Here is a 17798-nt window from a genome sequence, read left to right on the forward strand (position 1 = left end):
GGAATAAAAAATAATATTTTAGATAAAATAATTATTAGTTGAAAAAAACATAGACGTATTTAAATTAGGAGAAAAAATGATTTTAAAATTTTTTAACAAAAAAGACAATAGTGTAAAAATACAAAAATATGAAGAAGAGATAAAGCGATTAGAAGAAGAAGATTTTTCTTCGTTATATAATCAAGATATTTCATATCACAATTATGGTTATGTTCACACTTTTAGAACAATATCTGATGGTTTGAGATTACAAAATGTAAAACAGTTTTCAGCAGGAATTTTAGCTGGGTTTTGAATATCTTTGGCTTATGTTGGGGCTATATTAGCATCATATTCTTTAGGTGGTGATGCGTGAGCTTCATTGAGTAAAATAGTATTTAGTGCAGTTTTTGCAATAGTTATTGTATTAATAAGTTTTCTTGGAGGAGGATTTGTTACAGCACACATGTGATATAACAGGACAATGTTTAAAGGTGTAGAACGCTGAACAGTCTTTATGAAAGCTTGTGGTCTTGTTTATTTGGGAAATATAATAGGAATGTTTATTGTTGTTATTATATTTCAATTATCAGGAACAATGACTGGTGAGGGTAACTCAATATGAGAATACTTTGTGCATAATTTTATAGAAAAAAAACTCTATAATGTTGGGCATGTAATGATTGCAGGTTTTGGTTTAAGTGCTTTAACAAGCAAAATTATTCTACAAGCAGTTTTATGAACATTCATGAGTGCTATTTTGTGTAACTTCTTAGTTTGTTTAGCAACTCAAGGGTCTAAATCTACAAAAGGAAATGCTGTAGCGTCAATGATTATGTATTTATTTATTTTATTTTATTTTGCTATTGGTGGATATCAACACTGTGTAGCTAACTGGTTTATTGCTTGAATGATTATAACTAATGCTATTCTTGCTTACCAACAGATTGATAATAATTTAGTTTGGATTTTTTTATTAATAAACATTCTTCCTTCAATATTGGGTAACTGAGTTGGAGCTTTAATAATTGGTTATTTCATGGGAATATTTAATAAAGAATTTGACGCACTTTTAGTTAAAGAAGCAAAATTAAGATTTTTAAGAGAAGAAGTTTTAAGATTAAAATCAAAATAAATAAAAATACCAATCCCGCTTGATTGGTATTTTTTATAAACTAACTATTTATTCTTTTTTATCATTAACACTAAATACTGATAAACCAATTCAATTGATTAGGTTAAAAGAAAGTATCGAAGTAATTATGAAACCAACTTTGGCAATAATCCCATTTCCAATTACAAGTCTTGATGTAAAGATAATATTTAAAATGTTAACAATAGTTAATGAAGAAGTCACAACTAAAGCTATAATTGAATATTTATCAAATGATTCTCATGGGAATTTATCAATTAATTTTTTTATTGATTCGCTGGGTAGCTTAATATTACCAAATTCTAAATAATGATTAACCATATCAACAAAAGTTTGTTTTGGTAAAATCTTTTCAACTAATTCTTTTATTTGATCAGCGTTAAGTGGGTGAGATTGACCATCTATTTTTATTTGTATGCCTTCGGTATTAATTTTTTTCATTAATTCTTCATACATTTCATCAGGATTAAAACTTTGCTTAATTTCAGCAATAAAAGACTTTAGTTTGTTTTCTAAATAAGAAACAGTTGAATTTAAACCAGTTTGAATTTTTTCTTTACCAGCTCAAAAGTAAATCAGTCCAAGAATGACTACTAAAAATATTGTCAAAAAAATTAATGATGATGATCCAAAAAGATTCATGATTAACCCAACATTTCTTCTTTTTAATTTTTTTTCAAATGTTTTTTCTTCTTTTGAAAGATGTTGTTTGTTACATGTTCTCATATTCTCCTTTTTTATTAGTAATTATATACTATCACTTTTTCAGATAATAAAAAAATCTATGCTCTTACATAGATTATATTACTTTTGACGTTGTTGAATTTCTTCGAGTTTTTCGTTAATATGCAGTGAGCAAAAGTATCAAGTAAACTTTTTGTAAATTGGTTCAGCAGTTGTTCATTGATTATTTGTTGAATTCATATCTAAAACTCTTTCAGCAAATGAAGCAGATGCACTTTGTTCACAATCTTTAATGTAGCATTTCATCTTTTAGTTCTCCCATTCTGTCTTCTCTTATCTCTCTTAATAAGTTTATATCATTTGTTTCTTTAATTTGTTTAATATATGCTTTAGATTTAGATTTCATTATTTTTACACTATTATTTGATCTAAACTTATATCCTCTTTCATGATTTATTTTTAATAAAATAATAACTATTAATATAGTTATAACTCCAATTGCAGCAACAATAGGAATTCATGTTTGACCAGCATACTTAAAGTCAACAATCATATTTCCATCAATAACATATTTAAAATCAGTAGCACCAACATATCCAGCTTGTACAATATTAATTGAATAGCGTATTGGGTGAAAATAAATAAGTATATTTAGTCATTGATGATCTGTGATAGTTGAAAATGGAAATCCTAAACCCAAAAAATAAGTTGAAAAAAAATAAATTAATAATCCAAACATTAATGATCATTTGGCATTGGGAATTATTAAATAAATAGCTATTGCAGTAGCACAACAAGTAACTCAACACATAATTAAACCAAATATTAACATTGGTAAATTAGCTGTTCAAGTAATTTGACCTGGAAAAAAAGAAACAGATATAATAACTAGTACCAAACATATAATTAATGTTGAAACAAAGTTAAATGCTAATAACGATGCTTGTTTAGTAACTCCGTTAATATTTGTCATTTGTAATTTATCTCTAAAGGTTTTTCCTTTTCAATCAAGTAAAGTTCTTAAATATATATACATAGAGTTTCTGGTCATAGCAACACAAATTCCAGATATCATTAAAAAGTTGTCTCCATCTTTAAATGTTAATCAACAAAGAACGGTATAAAAAGTAATAAACACACCTAAGAAAATGTTCATTGGGCTAGCGAGTCAGTTTTTAGCTTGTATCACAAATAAAATACTAAACACTTTATATTCTTTTAGTAGCTTTTGCATATTAATCACCTGGTCGCTTTCTAACTTTTTTACTTTTAAAGTCATTTTGAATTTTATCTATCTCAGATATTCTTATAAATTCTTTTAATTCATTAACTGATGATGACTTTTTAATCATTTCAATATTTTCTAAGTTTATAGCTACGCCTTTATATTTTGCATACCTACGTGTTCCAAATCTATATTTTTTGTTCATAGCTATCATAAATAATAGCGTAAAAAATATTATAAAAAATACAGATATTAATGATGGTAATCATCACCCATTATCACCATAACCAAAGTTTTGTTGTTCTAATCAAGAACCTTCTCAACTTTCGCCTGGATGTAAAGGTATTGGTAGTGACATATTTCCAGAAGTTCCAACTCAAGCTGCTTGCATAATATGTAATACATATCTGTGCGGGAATAAATATGAAACATAGTATATAACTTTGTATTGTCCAACTGTTGATCACGGAATTCCTAATCCTAATAAGTACATAGCTATATAATATGAAATTGATGACAGAATCAATACATAGTCTCTTTGTTTAAAGGCAACAGACAATCATAAAGCCATAATGTTTGACAAAATAATATTTAATCAAAACCCAGCTAAAAAAGGTGCTCATTGGACATTTTCCAATATCACTCTTTGTGAACTAAACATCATTGCTAAAGCAAACAAAATTAAAGCTATCACTATATTAACAATTCAGTTAAAAAGAAGAATTGTAAAGTAGAATAATTTTTTAGAAATAGGAGTTGTTAATATATTTCTAATAAATCTTGTTTCTCTTCATTCAACAAGAGTACAATTCAAATTATATTCGGCATTTCTAATAGTTGATATACCGATTGCTGAAGCTAAAACAAACGCATCAGTTGATATACCTCCTTCTGTTGGCTTAAAAGCTACTCAACAAAGCATAGTAACACTACAAAGTAAAAAACCTAAAACTATATTAACAGGGTCAGAAAAATAATTGATCGTTTGGATTTTTAATAATTTACATACAACTTTCAATTTACTAGATTTCATATTACTCATTTCCTTTTTTAAAAGTAGATGACTCAATTTTTTTAAATTGTTGTTTTAAAATTTTTTTTCGAATTGTTTTTTGCTCTTCTTTTATGTACTTTTCTTTCAGTTTAGCTAATTGCTTTTTTTCACTTTCAGAAATAGTTGAACTTAATGTATCACCTTTAACGATAACCATTTCATTATTAAAAGTTCTTTTTAATTCTTTTTGTAAATATTTTTCAATATTTCTAAAAGTTTTTTCATATTTTTGATATGGCGAAACAAGATAAACTTTGTTAAAGGTTTTAATGGTTGTTTTAATTTTAGTAGATATTATTTTTATTCCAGCACTGTCAATATATGATATTGATAAATTATCAATATTAGTTTTTAAATCTAAAACTGCTGCATAAGAGTTATTAATTGTGTTATTAATTTTAGCATTTGGATGTTCTTCACGACTTAAGTCATCAATAATTCCTTGTATAACACTAATAATCTCTTCTAACTTAGAATTAATGTTAATAAATAATTTTGATTTATTTTTAATTCTGTTCTCTTTAATAATCTCTTCTCTAAAAATAGATTTAGTATAGTCAGAAATAGTTCTAAACTCCCCTCTAACATCACTAATTGATTTATCATCAAAAACTTCTCCATCATTGATATAAATAATTCTTGTGGTTGTATTTTCTAAAAAATAATTACTTGGGTAATTTAAAACAACAGTATTGCCATTGCTAATATAATCTTTTAAAAATCTAGATATTTTCTCCTCGTATTTGAAATCAATCCCTGATGAAAGATCATCAATTAACAATAATTCAGGTTTGTTGATTAATGCTAAAAATATTGCATACATTTGCAATTTGATAATAGATAATTTTGATAATTGTTTATTCTCAATTTCGGTGATTCCAAAAACATCTTTTAAAATACTAATTCACTCTAAATCTTCAACTTGATAAATGTTATATCATAATTGATTGATATCTTTTACTTTAAATCCAACAGGTCAAGCCTGTTCTCTTTTTTGAAAACCAATACTTTTTAAAATATTTTCTTCTTTAAAATTATATTTTATTGTTCCAGTAGTTTTTTCAAGATTGTTAGCAAGTATTCTTAAAAGAGTAGTTTTCCCACTACCATTAGAACCAAGTAATGATATACATTCACCACGCCCAATTTTTAAATTGATCTTTTTTAAAGCTCAAGTGTGTTTATCATAAACCTTAGAAATATTTTCAACTTCAACTATGTTTTTTTTATCAAATATTACCTTTATATCTCTATCTTGCATTTTTATATTACCTTTTATATAACATATATTTTATTCCTAAAAATAAAAAAAAGAATCTAAATGAGATTCTTTTTCATTTTTATTTAATGAAAGCTTCTAACTTTGCAGGATCCATAAATCCTACATTTTTATTTTTAGCTTCACCATTTTCAAAAATCATTAAAGTTGGTATTGACATAACCTCATATCTTTTTGCAATATCAGGTACTACATCAACATCTAAATCAACAAATTTAACTCCTTGTGTTCGCTTAGCAACTAAGTCAACAATAGGCATTTGCATTTTACATGGTCCACATCAAACAGCATTAAAATCTACTAGTGTTTTACCTGTAGCAACCAACTCATCAAATTCTTCAACAGTTTTTATTTTTATTAATTCTGCCATAATATAATTCTCCTTTTTATATATTAATATTTTATATCAATAACAAAAGTTTTGTCTTATTAAGCAATAACTAATTTACCTTTTTTAACATCTATTGTTTTTCATAAACCTAAAATAGTAGCCATTGTGAAAGTTCCTACAACAATTGCTAAGATATATAAACTTATTCCTAATCCTATAGCAGCACTTGAAGAACTAACCAAATAAGATTTTAAAAGGGGGAATACAGCAACTCCTCCATGAGGTGCACCAAGAGTAATTTTGAAAGCACCAACAAGAAGTCCAGTGATTGTTCCACCAGCCATTCCTGAAACAGCTATGCGTTTTGGATCAGTTATCATAAATGGAATTGCACCTTCTGTAATGAAAAATGCACCTAATAATCAGTTAGATTTTGCAGCATCTTTTTCTTTTGAAGCTCAAACTTTTCTAAACATAATTGTTGAAACAGCAATTCCAAGAGGTGGAATCATACCAGCTGCCATTGCAGCTGCCATTATTGTTGTTAATTGAGGATTATCATTTAATGAACCTAAACCCCCACCAACTGATAAAGTACCTAAAGTATATGCTATTTTATTGATAGGTCCACCCATATCAACACACATCATAAACCCGATAATCATAGCAACTAGTATTAATAGATTTTGTTTTGACAATCAAATTAATCCTGATTTAATTCCATACATTGTATAACCTAATGGGATATTGATTACAAACATTGTTAAACAAATACCTAATAATGAAAGTACAGGAATTAAAACAATATCTCTAACTCCATGAAAATTTTTATTAAATTTTTTAAATGCCATTGTTAAACCAAATACTATAAGTCCTGCAGCATAAGCTCCAACAATACCACCAATAAATCCTGAATTCATTGGTATATTACCTGGTATTAATTTTGATCATAATCCACTTCAATCTGCAAAAACACCTTCCTTATTTGGAAGAGAATATGCAAATCCACCAGTCCCATCTGCTAATAAACCAGCAATCATTCCTGGCATTAAACCTTGTGGACCAACAATTGTATATGCAATATATGCAGATAAAATAGGTACCATCATCATCATTGAAGTTTTGCCAATAGCTGAGAATCAACCAGCAACTGGACTTACTGAACCAAATATATCACCAGCTTCACCATTACCCGCTGCAAAATCAATTAAGAACCCAATTCCTAATATAATACCACCAGCAACAACAAAAGGTAACATTCTTGAAACCCCAGCTAACAAATTACCTTTAACTTCAGCAAATTTTTTCAGTGAAAATTCCCCACCTGATTCTTCATCATTTCCTGAAACATTTTTTCCAGTAATTGTTTTACCGTCTTTTCCAAAATTTTCAATTAGTTCTTTACCGTTGTAAATACCATCTTTGGTTGAAGTATCAATAATTTGTTTTCCTGAAAATCTATTCATACCTGCAATGTTTTTATCATGAGCTAAAATAATAACTTTAGCATTATCAACTTCATCTTGGGTAAGTTTATTTTCAGTTCCACGTCTACCTTGAGTTTCAATTTTGACACTTAAACCTAAATTAGTAGCATATTCTTCAAGTTTTTCAGCTGCTAAATATGTATGTGCAATGCCTGTTGGACATGCAGTAATACCTACAACATCATAAACTCCATCTTTAGGTGCAATTTTTTTACTTTCCACTTTAACTTCTAAAGCTGAAATAAAACTTTTAAAGTTTTTAACTTCCATTAATGCTAATCTAATTTCTTCTTTAACTAATACTGTTGAAAGATCACCAATAGCAGCTAAATGTGTATCACCACTTGTGTCGTTTGTTGCGATCATGAATACCAATGATACTGGTTTATTATCCATGCTTCCTCACTCGATAGGATTTTTTAATTTCATAAATGCAATAGTTGGTTTTGTTACAACTTCATTTATTGCGTGTGGTGTTGCAATTGCATCACCAATTCCAGTTGAAAATTCACCTTCTCTTTTTAAAATTGCTTCTTTAAATATTTTTTCATCAGTAACTACTTTTTCAGTTTTTAATTTTGAAACTAAAAAATCAATTACTTCTTGTTTTGTTTTTAAATCAGCATCAAAGAAAGAAAGTTTATTTTGAAATAACTTTGTTAATTCCATATATTCTCCTATATTCTTTTTACTTGAATTGTTTTAAATAATTTTTCGATTTCTTCTCTTGAACCTAAACCTTCTGAAAAAGCAGTAGCTCCCCCAGCAGCTGAAGCATATTGTAAGGATTCTTCAGTAGTTAGATTTAATGAAAGTCCATAAGTGAAACCACCTATCATACTATCTCCAGATCCAACCGAATTAACTAGTTTACCTGTAGCTATGCCTGTATGAAATATTTCGTTGTTTTCACTAAAATAATAACTTCCTTTTGAACCCATACTAAATAATACGTTTCTAGCACCCATATCTTTCAGTTGTTGAATCATTTTTTGAACTTCATCAAATGAATATTCTTTAAATTTAACATTTAGAATTTCACAAATCTCTTCAATATTAGGTTTAATTAGAAATGGTTTAGCTTTTAAACCATTAATCATGTTTTCTTTTGAAGTATCTAATATAAACATACCTTTTTTATCATTCACTATATTTCCAATTTCATTATAAATATTATTATTTATTCCAATTGGTAAACTACCAGAAGCTATAACAATATCAGCTGGTTGAATTTTTTTTTCTAAAAATTCTAATAATTGATGAATAGTGTGTTTACTAACTTCAGACCCAACCCCATTAAGTTCAGTTTCAGATTTTTTGGCTAGATTTTTTATTTTGAAATTTGTTCTTGTTACACCTTTATTTAAAATAAAATGATTAGATAAACCTATTTTATTAAATTCTTCAATAAATATATGTTTATTTTCTTCACCTAATATTCCAACAGAAATTACATTTGCATTTAAATTATTCAAAATTATTGCGGTGTTAATTCCTTTACCTCCAATTTTTTTATAATCTCTTTGGTAATAATTAGTTTCATTCAAATTGAACTTATTAGTTTCTATTGTGTGATCTAAGGCAGGATTTAATGTAATTGTGTATATCATTTTTCCTCGTTCTATTTTCTTATCAAATTTACTTTATCTTCTCTCGCAAATAAGTAAAACGACTTTTTATTAAACTTGCTTGAATCTGCAAGCCCATAAGTTTGTTTTGAACATTTTATAATCTCTATTTTTACTTGAGCATGTTCTGAATTTGTTGTGTAGAGGTTGAATTGTTCATCAATAGCATTTATTCCAATAAATGCTTTATCAAAACTATAATTAGCTAATGATTGAATAGCTTCATAACCAATAATAGCCCCAGTTACTGGTTTAAATTTGCCGCCAAGTAAATAAACTTTTTGATGACCTTGCTTCATTAGTTCTAAAACGTTATAAATTGAATTAGTTACAATTTTTAAATTCAAATCTTTTGGTAAAAATTTGCAAACATAAAAACCATTAGAACCTGAGTCAATAAAAATTGACTCATTTTTTTTAATTAATTTGATTGCTTTTTTTGCAATTAAAATTTTTTCATCAATATTATTGTTTATTTTACTTTCAAAAAAGTCTTCCATGACCAAACTTGAATCGTTATATTCAACACCACCATGCATTTTATTGATTAAACCTTCTTTAAGCAAATCATTTAAATCACGTCTTAGTGTAGACATTGGTATATTTAACTTTTCTGATAAAACTTCATTATAAGATATTCCTTTTTCTTTTAAAAAATCTATAATCAGTTTTTTTCTTTCAAATTTAATCATTTTACCTCCACATAAAAATTATAAACCAAAAATAACACTAATGGTTTATTTTGGTTTATTTTGGTTTATTTTGGTTTATTTTGGTTTGGTTTAATTTTTTGATTTTATTTTATTAATTAAGATATTGACAAATTGATTTAACAAAATTGTTGTTTGTTCTTCGCTTCCATACATTCTGAAAGTGACTGTTTTATTTGATTTTTCAGTTTCACCAATAACTAATTGGTAAGGGATTTTTTTAATTTGCGCGTCTCTTATTTTATAACTTAGTCTTTCATCTCTATTATCAATGTGAGTTCTAATGAAATGTTTTTTTAATTCATTTCTAACTTCATTTGCATAACTTTCATTAGTTTGATCACCAATAGGAATAATTTCTACCTGAGTTGGAGCTAATCATAAAGGCAATATTCCTTTTGTTTGTTCTAATAAAGTCGCTACAAATCTTTCATAAGTTCCGATTAATCCTCTATGAATCATAATTGGTGCTTTATATTCTTGATTTTGATCAATATAAGTAACATCAAATTTTTTAGGTAATAAGAAATCTAATTGAATTGTTGAAACAGTTATTTCATGATTTTGCGCTGTTTTGATTTGGATATCTAATTTAGGACCATAAAAAGCAGCTTCCCCAATACATTTCTTATAATCAAGATTTAAATCTTTTAACACATTTTCTAAAGCTATTTCAGCTTCGTTTCACATTTTATCATCTTGATAGTATTTAATCTTATCTTCAGGGTCTCTTAAACTTAAACTTAAATAATCAATTTCAATTTTAAAAGTATCAAGAACTTCAGTTACTAATTTATAGATAGCTTTGAATTCTTGTTCGACTTGATCTGGTCTCACAAAAATATGGCTATCGGTTAATTCCATAGCTCTAACTCTTTCAAGACCAGTTAAACTGCCACTTGACTCATATCTGTGTTGTAAAGCATGTTCTGCTATTCTTAAAGGTAAATCTCTATAACTTCTTTGTTCTTGTTTATAAACAGCCACATGATGTGGGCAGTTCATTGGTCTTAAAATAAATTGTTCTTCATTACCAGCACCACCATTAAATGGTTGGAACATATCTTCTCCATAATGATCTCAATGACCTGATTTTTTATATAAATCAATAGTCCCAATAACTGGAGTAGTTACATGGATATAATCATACTCTCATTCTTTTTCTTTTAAGTATTTTTTGATTTCCTCTTTGATAATTGTTCCATTAGGCATTCATAAAGGTAAACCCGGACCAACTAGATTATCAATTCCAAATACATTAAGTGTTTTATTAATTATTCTATGGTCTCTGCTTCTTCTATCTTCTAGTGAAGCTTTTATCTCATCAAGACTGGCTTGACTATCCGACATAATTCCGTGAACTTTTTGTAACATAATGTTTTTTGCATCATTTAATCAATATTCACCAGATAACTGTTGAATCTCTAAAACTTTAATTAACTTTGTATTTAACGTAATGGGATGAGGGGTTATAAATTTCGTGTTAGCTATTTTATATATAAAAACTTCCCCATATGTTTCGTGCATATCTTTTGCAATATATTTTTGATATTCACTATATTCTTCACTTTTCTCAATTTCTTCTCATGAAACTTTTGTTCAAGTAATTGAGTTATTCTTCAACAATTCCATTATTTTTGATTGGATAACTGTCAATTGATCTAAACCAATTCTTGGTTCTATTTCAAAAGTTACACCAAATTCACATTCGTCTTTTTTATATAATATTTTTGCTAGTTTTGTATCTTTAAAAATGCTTTCAATAGCAGCACCAGCTACAAAAGCTGTGGTGTAGTTTAAAACTTTTAAATAGTCTTCATGTTTACTTGTAATTAATTCTAAATCACAATCTTTTTCAACAATATAATCAGTTGGTACATATTTACCATTGACTTTTGCAGCAATGGTATTCTTCTTTAAACTGATTGCAATATTTTCCGCAATTTCTAAAATAGTGGCAGAACCATTAAAATCTTTCACTGTTCCATCTAATAATTTTATTTTCATAATAATACCTCCCATGTAAATAAATAAAAAACGCCCTATTATTTAGGAGCGTTTATAACGCGGTACCATCCTAATTCATAACTTTTCACAGTTGCCCTAATTCAAACTTAACGCGTTTACACGTAACATATAATATGGTAGTAAAAATTTGCATATCCTTATTGTTATCACACCATCAACAACTCTCTTTAAAGGCATCAGCAACATTTTGTCCAAATGTTATTTAATATTTATTTATAACAAGATTATATTATATTTTTTCTTGATAAACAATTGATTATCATTAACTACATCTTCAAGTAACTTTTTATTTTCAATTTGATTTTTATTAGAATAAATTTCAAAGGCTCCTTTTGCTAAAAAAATTGTTGGGTCAACAATTACATAAACAATATGCTCAACAGTTTTAGAAATATCTTCAATTTTTTTTAAAAATTCAGCTTTATGAGAATTTGAAACATAAAATTCTTCAGGATTGAGAAATAAATTGATAATACCGATTAATTGAAATTGATTTAACCAATCAATTCCTTCTCTATTATATATTTGATTTACATTATTTTTATCACTTGCAACAAATACATTTAATACTTGTTCATTTGCACTTAATATTTTTATTACTAATTTTTTTAAACCATTTTCAATATTTTTAATAACTTCAGAATCTGATATATAAATTTTTGATGAATTTAAAATTCTTTTAACTGCTACTAAAAATTTTTCAAGATCACCAAAACCACCATCATTTTGATTTGAAGTTGAATTATTACCGATTTCTTCTAACTGAGAAGTTGATTTTTCAAAGATGTTTGCTAAAGTAGAATTTTGTTCTTTTGCATAGAAAATATCTATAAATGTGCCTGTTAAATCAAAATATTTTTTATTTTTTTCCAAGTCAATTAGTTCGACTATTTCTAAAAGACTATCTTTTTGTAAAATTTCTTTTAATTCTTTATCATTAGTTATTAGGTTTATTAAAAACCCTTTTAAACCTGAAAAATTATATTTATCTCTGTCATCAAAAGTTCAATTAGAAAAAACTTTATCTTGTGTAATTTTTTGGGTTTGAAAAGCTAAAGATATTGAATTAGAAAATTGACTGAGAGCCACAAATGATGAAACTAAAGTTGGTGAATAAGAACTTACTTCTTGAAATTTATTTGATGAAATATTTTGATTTTTGAATTTTTCACTAGTCTCAACATATTTAGGGCCCATAAAAAATCCATTTAATTTATCAGGAACTTGATTGAATCAATAAGCTGATTTATCAGCATCATAAACTATTTGTAAATATTTATCTTCAATTTCATTTTTAATATCTGAATTATAAATATTATCAAATTCTGAAACATTATAATCAGAAAAAATGCGTATAAAAACATAAATATTAAAGCTTGTATAAATTAATAAAAAAAATAAAAAATTAGTAATAAAGAAAACACGATTAAATTTATTATAAAAAAGTGTGAAGATATTCTTCCACACTTAATTTTAGTATCAACTAGGTTAAATTTTTACAACACTGGTATTTGCTTATTAGTGACGACAATATCATTCTCAATTAACAATTTTTGATAAAAAACTTTTTCTATACTTGCAAAAATATACTCATTTAATAAATTAAACCACAAGTTTTTATTTTATGTTATTTTTAAATATGATATTGTTTCAACTATACTCGTAACCTTTTAGTTGATATGTTTTTTTATTCGTTAAATCAGTAATAATTTCATTATGATGTTTTAAATAAAATCTAACACTTATGGCGTGTTCACCTTTATTAATAAATATTTCCATACAGCTTCTATCAATTAAAATTTGAATGTCTTGTATTTTTAAATCTTCAAATTGTAAAATAGAAGGTAAATTTTCTTCATCAGAATAATCAACATTACTGCGGTCAATTGTTAAAATGTTATTTAAGTTTTGAATAACTATGGATTTACTGTTGCTTTTAATTTCAATATTGAAGTTTTGATCATTAATGTTTTCACCTATTAATTCAGCAGTACCATTTTCATATTTACCATCAATTGTTTTAACTCTTAGTTGTTCAAGTTCTTTAATTGGTAATTGGTAAAGTTTGTTATTTTTAATAAATAATTCTCTTGGAACTGTTAGTTGATTTGATCAAGTTGTTAACTCTGGTGGGAAAACATTTGATTTTGAGTTACCCAACCACCCAAGCATAATTTTTCTATTATGTGTATTGTCAAAGATTTGTGGTGCGTAAAAATCAAAACCTAAATCTATTTTATTTAAAGTATTGTTAGATGTTATATTTAATTCTTTATCAAATTCTACTTCCAGATATTTAACAAAATGACTTCCAGTGCCAATTGCTCCTTCTTTTTCAAAACAAGCAAAAATTATTGTTTTACCATTTAATTCAAAATAGTTAGGACACTCTACCATATATGAGTTTTGCTTATCATCTTTATCTAATTCAATATCTTTAAAGAATTCTCATTTATTGTTATTAAATTTATAAACACTCAAAATTCCTTTAATGTCCAAAGTTTGAGCACCATTTAACATATATAAATTATTATCTCTTTCAAAAATAATCGGATCACGAAAATGGCCTGTGTATTTAGTTAAATCAGCTGTAAACAATAATTCTTTTGTTACTATTTTTTCTTTAAGATCAACTAATGCTTTAATTGTTGTAGCTGTTCTATTTATAGTATCTAATTTAATATTACCTGTATAAAAGAATTCTAATTCTCCATTTTTATTTACTTTAGCACTTCCAGAAAATACTCCATGTTTATCTCATTCACAACTTGGTGTTATCACAATTCCTTCATATGTATAATTAATAAAATCTTTTGTGGTATATAACCCTCAAGATTTATTATAATGTTCGATACTAAACAAACAACTTTGTAAAAAGATGTAATATTGGTTATTATAGTAAACTAAACCATTAGGATCATTAACTGACCCACTGTACCCACTTAAATGGAATTGATTATTGTATCAATCCTTCATTTTAGTTTCATGTTTTTTTTCAAATTCATTTAAATTTGAATTATTTATTAAACTGTATTTTTCTCACATACTTATTATTATACATTTGCTTTTGTGATTTTTGCTTTATTTTTTTGTTTATATAAAAAGAAAGTTAATATAAAAGCTGATCCTAAAGCGATTAAGTTACCTACTATAATTAGTAATAAATTTTTAACACTATCAGCATAAAGTAATAAACCAGGTAATACAGTTACCCCCATACCAGAACATCTGATGTTAAAAATTCCGACAAAGAATCCACCAATAGCTCCACCAGCTAAACCATATAAAAATGGTTTTATCTTTGGTAAGTTACTTCCAAAAATTGCTGGTTCAGTTATTCCGAATAATGTTGATATAAACGAAGAAATATGTAATCTTTTATCATCTTTATTTTTTTCTTTTAAAGCTACAGCAAGAGCTGCCCCACCTTGTGAAATAATTGAAACTGTTCAAATGGCATTAAAGATTGAACCATTCATTGCTCCAGTGTTTGTTCTACCATCAACAACTAATTGCATTTCTAATCCTTGCAGAATTTGGTGACAACCTGTTATAACAATAGCTTGTAGTGATCCAGCAACAAGTGCTGTTCCAAAACCATATGGTATATTTAGAAGGGTTTTAACTGCAATTAAAACCCCACTTTCAATAATTAATAATATTGGCCCTAGAATCATTAGCCCAATTGTGAACGAAATTACAATTGTTAAAAATGGTGTAATTATTATATTAACTGCACTCGGAACAATTTTTTTAAGATTCTTTTCTGTATATGCAATAATTATTCCAATAAATAATCCAGGTAAAACAGAACCTTGATAACCTGTTATTTTAATAAATCCTATTTTTCAAGGTTCTACAAGTTCGGGCAATTTATTAAATGCCTGCTTTCACTGTTCTTCTGTTCCTCCATTATTTTGAAATTTTAATCAAGCCTCATAAGAAGCAATTTCACCCTTATTTGGCAATATTGGTGAAACAAACATTAATCCAACAATAATTCCTAAAACTGGATTACCACCAAATTTTTTAACTGTTGATCAACAAACTAAAACTATTAAAAAATCAAATGCTGTTTTTGTTACTATATCAACAATATCTGTAAAATGAGAACCAGGTTTAAGAACTCCTAAATTTTTAAATAATGCAGCAAACCCCATCGCCATACCAGCAGCTACAATAGCAGGGATAATTGGGAGGAATATTTCTCCTAAACCTTTCATGGCGTTTTGAATCACCCCTAAAACTCCACCAGCATTTCTCAATCTCTCTTTATTGTTTTTTGCTTGCGTTTTAAAATCTTCAAGGCTTTTATCTTTTGATTTATTTTCTGTTATTTCTTTTTTTGGATCATCTAAGATTTGTTGAACTTCAGCATAAACTGCTTCAACAACACCAGTTCCTAATATAATTTGAAATTGATTAGATGATCAGTTAATACCTTTAGTTAATTTAGATGTTTTAACTTTAGCTATATCAACAATATCTTTATTAATAACATTTATACGCAATCTTGTAACGCAATGCATATATGATTGAATATTTAACTTACCACCTACTGCTTCAATAAATAATTGAGCAGAGGCTTTATAATCTTTATTTTTCATAAAAATCATTTCTCCTTTTTATATGGTTTTAAAAATTTTATTTATTTCAACATGTCTTAAAAAACACACTAAATATATAATAACAATTTTTTTTATATATTTTCTTGCATTTTGTTGTATTTAGAACAAAAAAATGCAGTTTTAAATACTGCAACTTTTAATAATTATTTAACAATAGTTTCTCTTATATCTTTATTTCTAACGATTAAGATTTTTTGTCCTGATTTAGCTCCTCAATGTAAAGCTATTTTTGATAATTCAACATCATTTTCTTCTAAAGCTGTTAAGTCATTAGTTTTACTCATAAAGATTGAATGTCATGCTCCAAAAGCGGTTAATAATCTTTCTGATTCACTAACGCCAAGAATAGCTACATTTGGTCTAAACTTTGAAATAGTTTTTAATAAAGCACCAGTTCTTGATAACACAATAGCAAATTCATATTGACCATCTCTAGTTCTTTCAGCAAGATCAACAGCAATATCAGCTCTTGGCCCTTTTGATGACTTAATAGCACTTTCTAGTTGTTCTTGATAGTATCCTTTTTTATAAAATTCTATTTCAGCACGTTTGTTTATAGTTGCCATTGTTTCTACAGTGATTGCAGGATAACTTCCAGCTGCTGACTCACCTGATAACATAGTTGCATCTGCACCTAATTCAGTTGCAAAGTAAACATCAGTCACTTCAGCTCTTGTTGGAGCTGGATTATCAGTCATAGTTTCAAGCATTTGAGTTGCAACTATTACAATTTTTCCTGCTTCTCTACATTTTCTAATAATGACTTTTTCTCAGTATGGCACATCATAATAAGGAATTTCTAGTCCTAAATCTCCACGAGCGACCATAATTCCATCTGATTCTTGAATAATTGCATCAATGTTGTCAATTCCAACTTGTGATTCAATTTTTGAAATAATTTGAATTTCTGAACCACCTGCAGCAGCCAAAATATTTTTAATTTCTTTAACGTTTTCAGCTGTATTAACAAATGAAGCAGCTATATAATCAACTTTTTGTTCGACACCATATTTAATATCAGCTACATCTTTTTCAGCTAAGAAAGGCATTGAAAATTCCACACCTGGTAAATTAACACGTTTATTAGTTTTAACTAAATGTCTGTTGAAAGCTGTAGCTTCAACAACACCTGGTGAAACTTTATCAACTGTAAGTTCTAATTTTCCATCATCAATTAAAATTGTATTTCCAACTTTTAAGTCAACTGACATGTCATAAGCAACAGTCATTTCACCTTGACCACATTCTTTAGTTCTAAATGATTCTGGATCAGTTTTGATAATAATTTTTTGACCAGCTTTAATTTCTTGTTTACCACCTAAAAATTTTCCAACTCTAATTTCTGGCCCTTTAGTATCTAAAAGAATAGAAATTGGTTTATTTAATTCAGCAGCAACTTTTCTTGCACCATCAATTCTGTATTTTTGTTCAGCATTATCACCATGTGAAAAATTTAATCTGATAGTTGTCATTCCCTTTAAGAACAACTCTTTGATTTGTTCTGGTTCATTTGTTGCTGGACCAGTTGTTGTTATAATTTTAGTGCGTTTAATACGCTCTTGTATTTCTTTTTTAGTCATTTTTTCTCCCTGTTTCTCAATTAACATTATAT

Annotated in this window: 15 protein-coding genes; 1 reads left to right on the plus strand and 14 read right to left on the minus strand. The window is 27.1% G+C overall.

From position 1 onward, the window contains the following. Positions 1–76 precede the first annotated feature (76 nt). Positions 77–1114: a formate/nitrite transporter family protein gene (locus MCORR_RS00610; RefSeq protein ID WP_104207705.1), complete on the plus strand. Its 1038-nt coding sequence runs from the start codon at positions 77–79 to the stop codon at positions 1112–1114. A gap of 48 nt (positions 1115–1162) precedes the next feature. Here the strand turns inward: MCORR_RS00610 and MCORR_RS00615 are convergent, their stop codons facing one another. From MCORR_RS00615 to pyk, 14 genes are all read right to left on the minus strand, one after another. Then, positions 1163–1858, minus strand: coding sequence for a hypothetical protein (locus MCORR_RS00615; RefSeq protein WP_104207706.1), 696 nt, complete (start codon positions 1856–1858; stop codon positions 1163–1165). 78 nt (positions 1859–1936) lie between these two features. Continuing rightward, positions 1937–2122 carry a hypothetical protein gene (locus MCORR_RS00620; RefSeq protein WP_104206058.1) on the minus strand — a complete coding sequence of 62 codons (186 nt, stop codon included), beginning with the start codon at positions 2120–2122 and terminating at the stop codon, positions 1937–1939. Further along, on the minus strand, positions 2106–3050 hold the full coding sequence (locus MCORR_RS00625; protein WP_181021054.1) for a hypothetical protein: 945 nt from the start codon (positions 3048–3050) through the stop codon (positions 2106–2108). Before MCORR_RS00625 ends, MCORR_RS00620 begins: the two co-directional genes overlap by 17 nt. A gap of 1 nt (position 3051) precedes the next feature. Beyond that, the gene (locus MCORR_RS00630) at positions 3052–4074 is read right to left on the minus strand and encodes an ABC transporter permease (protein ID WP_104207707.1); all 1023 of its coding nucleotides are present in this window, start codon (positions 4072–4074) and stop codon (positions 3052–3054) included. Position 4075: 1 nt separating this feature from the next. After that, positions 4076–5356, minus strand: a complete 1281-nt coding sequence (locus MCORR_RS00635) for an ATP-binding cassette domain-containing protein (protein ID WP_104207708.1) — start codon at positions 5354–5356, stop codon at positions 4076–4078. 79 nt (positions 5357–5435) lie between these two features. Continuing rightward, positions 5436–5744, minus strand: coding sequence for a thioredoxin (gene trxA / locus MCORR_RS00640; RefSeq protein ID WP_104207709.1), 309 nt, complete (start codon positions 5742–5744; stop codon positions 5436–5438). A 59-nt stretch (positions 5745–5803) separates the two neighbouring features. Next, positions 5804–7861 (minus strand): PTS fructose transporter subunit IIABC, encoded by a 2058-nt coding sequence (locus tag MCORR_RS00645; RefSeq protein ID WP_104207710.1) that lies wholly within the window; start codon positions 7859–7861, stop codon positions 5804–5806. Positions 7862–7869: 8 nt separating this feature from the next. After that, a complete protein-coding gene (gene pfkB / locus MCORR_RS00650; protein WP_104207711.1) occupies positions 7870–8802 on the minus strand; it encodes a 1-phosphofructokinase in 933 nt (310 codons plus the stop codon). 11 nt (positions 8803–8813) lie between these two features. After that, positions 8814–9512, minus strand: coding sequence for a DeoR/GlpR family DNA-binding transcription regulator (locus MCORR_RS00655; protein WP_104207712.1), 699 nt, complete (start codon positions 9510–9512; stop codon positions 8814–8816). A 90-nt stretch (positions 9513–9602) separates the two neighbouring features. Further along, complete coding sequence (gene thrS, locus MCORR_RS00660; protein ID WP_104207713.1) at positions 9603–11537, minus strand: threonine--tRNA ligase; 1935 nt, start codon at positions 11535–11537, stop codon at positions 9603–9605. Between the two features lie 234 nt (positions 11538–11771). Beyond that, entirely contained in the window at positions 11772–13025 is a 1254-nt protein-coding gene (locus MCORR_RS00665) for a hypothetical protein (protein WP_104207714.1), read from the minus strand. Between the two features lie 150 nt (positions 13026–13175). Beyond that, a complete protein-coding gene (locus MCORR_RS00670) occupies positions 13176–14603 on the minus strand; it encodes a glycoside hydrolase family 32 protein (RefSeq protein WP_104207715.1) in 1428 nt (475 codons plus the stop codon). Between the two features lie 8 nt (positions 14604–14611). Beyond that, complete coding sequence (locus tag MCORR_RS00675) at positions 14612–16165, minus strand: PTS transporter subunit EIIC (protein WP_104208006.1); 1554 nt, start codon at positions 16163–16165, stop codon at positions 14612–14614. Between the two features lie 164 nt (positions 16166–16329). After that, positions 16330–17766, minus strand: a complete 1437-nt coding sequence (gene pyk / locus MCORR_RS00680) for a pyruvate kinase (RefSeq protein ID WP_104206048.1) — start codon at positions 17764–17766, stop codon at positions 16330–16332. Positions 17767–17798 lie beyond the last annotated feature (32 nt).

The sequence above is a fragment of the Mesoplasma corruscae genome, from assembly GCF_002930145.1.
Lineage (GTDB): Bacteria > Bacillota_I > Bacilli_A > Mycoplasmatales > Mycoplasmataceae > Entomoplasma > Entomoplasma ellychniae.